The following is a 2,487-nucleotide window of genomic DNA, read 5'->3' as shown; positions in this document are numbered from 1 at the left end:
CTCGCCACCGCGAACGCCTCCGGCAGGAGGTCGTCGAGTGACTCGCCGTCCGCGTGCCGCTTACGGAACTCCTCGGTCTTGGCCCGCAGCGCGGTGTCCGAAAGTTCCTTGACGTCGTCTTCGAGGGTGTTGATGTGATCGGCGATGTTGCGCAGCCGCTTCACCATTTTGCCCTCGCCCGCGCGGAGCAGGCGGTTCAGCACCATCCGGTCGACCTCACTAGCTGATTGTGATCGCACCCGAGCCGGTCCCGGGCAATCTCGTCCGCGGTGGTGCACGGGTGCACCACCGTCCGCCCCCATCGTAGGGAACACCTCGGTGTTCGCGCACGCACCGTCTGTCGGTACCTGGCGGAATGGGGTTCGTCCCCGCCTGATCCGGACATGACGACGGCCCGCACGGGACGCGTGCGGGCCGCCGTCAGGGCAGTAGTGGCCGGCTAGCTCAGCCGGATGACGCCGTAGTCGAAGCCTCGCCTCCGGTAGACGACGCTCGGGCATCCGGCGTCGGAGTCGTTGAACAGGTAGAAGTCGTGACCGACCAGTTCCATCTCGTAGAGAGCCTGGTCGACCGTCATGGGCTCCGCGTCATGCTTCTTCTCGCGGACGACGCGACCGGGCTGGTGTTCGGTCACCCCTTCATCCCAGCGCTGCTGCTGGGGCATCTCGAAGTCACCGCTCTCGACAGCGAAACCGTTGGCCATGGGTTCGGCCTCCGGCGCTTCGAGCACAGCGGTACCCGCCAGATGTCGGGTGTCGGTGGTCATTCCACCGGCGGCCGCCATCGAAGTCGCCTCGGCGACGGATTCCGGGCGGCTGCGGCCGTAGTGCACGCGCCGGCGGTCGTGTGTCTTCCGCAACCGGTTCTCGAGCTTGTTCAGTGCGGAATCCAGCGCTGCGTAGAAGTCGCCTGCACACGCTTCGGCGCGTACGGCGGGGCCACGGCCCTTACCGGTGATTTCGACGCGCTGGCAGTTCTTCGACTGCCGGCGATTGGGCTCGTGGAAGAGCTCCACGTCGTAACGGATGACCTTCTTGTCGTAGCGCTCTAGCCGGGCCAGCTTTTCGCTGACGAGTGCCCGATAGTGGTCGGGCACCTCCACGTTGCGGCCCTTAACGACGATGTCCATACACGACCTCCCTCGCTGAAATGACTGCGAGCTGTAGATGTGTTCACTAGGGCGCCGGTAATGCGGGGACGAAGCCCGGATCGCGGGCGGTGAGGGAACTCGGCATACGGTCACGACGTCTCGTGTCGGATGTCCGAGCGCGGACTCAGCGCGGCTCCGGCGCCAGGGACATGGGCTGGTCACCTCCCTGCCTGCCGGGATTGCTGATAGCGCTGCACGTTAGCTGCATCACGCCGCGAGCAACAGCCCCCGAGCCGGGGGATATCAGGACGTGAGACCTCGTCACCGCACGCGACGAAGACACTGTGGCCAGCGGGACAATCCGGCTTGTCGGGCGTCGTCCCTGTGATTTGTTTTCACGCGGACGGCGCAAGCCTTCGGACAGGAAATTGCGGAGGGTGCCTAGGGCGCCGCACCCGAGGGAATCCGCCGCCACCCCGGTGGAGTGGCGGGCCGTCGGAGTGTTCCCCAGAAGGTCCCTCATATCCCGTCAACGCCCATGTACCCATTCCCGTTCCCGATCATTCATCACTCTTGTAGGTGACGTCCCGATCACCCGGCGGCGGCCAGCGCTACCACCGCGGAAACGTGAATTCCGCTTATGTCCAAAAAACGCGTACAAGCGGCGGCAGTCGCTCCGGTTGTGATCACGTCGTCAAGAAGGACGACCTTCTCCCGGCAAGCTCCCGCGACCAGGCGAAGGCGGCCGTCGAGGTTCGCCGACCGTTGGGCGCGGGTGAGTCCCACCGCGTCACGGACGCCGGCCGCGAGCCTGAGCACGGGCGCGACGGTCGCCGGATTTCCCTTGTCCGCCAGCGCTTTCACGCACTCCTCGGCGATGCGCCGGACGTGCGGTCCACCCCGGACACGCGAGGCGGACCGTCGCGAAGGGACGGGGACGAGGCACGGTTCCGGCTCGGGCAGGTGGACGAGGGCTTCGGCGACGGCCCGGCCGAAGGACGGGGCGAGGTCGCGGCGGCCGCGTTCCTTGTACGCGAGGATCAGGCGACGGGCGTCGTCGGCGTAGGGGGCCAGGGCGTAGACGGGCACGAGACCGGTCGTCGGGCCGCGGATGATTTCGCTGAGCGAGCCCCAAGCGGTCTGACACGTCGCGCAACAGGGCGCGCCCGGGGCTCCGCAGGAGGCGCAACGGGCGGGGATGAGGAGATCCAGGAGTTTGGACATGGGGCGAGTGTGGGTCGGGGCTCCGACAGTTCCGGCGGTCGTCGGGGCGTGAGAGGTCCGCTTTGGACACTCTGGGGCGTCAGGGGGCCGGTGTTGAAAAAGTCAATCGAGGAGAAGAGCTCGCTAGCGCCGCTAGGAAAGCTAGCGGTACTAAAGGTCCCTTGCTCCCCTTT

Annotated in this window: 3 protein-coding genes; all 3 read right to left on the bottom strand. The window is 66.7% G+C overall.

Annotated features, from left to right (window positions below; translation table 11 throughout):
• Positions 1–206, bottom strand: a 206-nt coding sequence (locus AVR91_RS43070) for a hypothetical protein (RefSeq protein ID WP_143254280.1), incomplete at its 3' end; no start/stop codon positions are given.
• 233 nt (positions 207–439) lie between these two features.
• Positions 440–1,129 (bottom strand): ribosome hibernation-promoting factor, HPF/YfiA family, encoded by a 690-nt coding sequence (hpf, locus tag AVR91_RS41845; protein ID WP_063277741.1) that lies wholly within the window; start codon positions 1,127–1,129, stop codon positions 440–442.
• A 552-nt stretch (positions 1,130–1,681) separates the two neighbouring features.
• On the bottom strand, positions 1,682–2,314 hold the full coding sequence (locus tag AVR91_RS41840) for a ComF family protein (RefSeq protein ID WP_063277742.1): 633 nt from the start codon (positions 2,312–2,314) through the stop codon (positions 1,682–1,684).
• Positions 2,315–2,487: the final 173 nt, after the last annotated feature.

The sequence above is a fragment of the Amycolatopsis keratiniphila subsp. keratiniphila genome (genome assembly GCF_001620365.2).
GTDB classification, from domain to species: Bacteria; Actinomycetota; Actinomycetes; order Mycobacteriales; family Pseudonocardiaceae; genus Amycolatopsis; species Amycolatopsis keratiniphila.
This window is presented reverse-complemented; position numbering and strand designations above follow the sequence as displayed.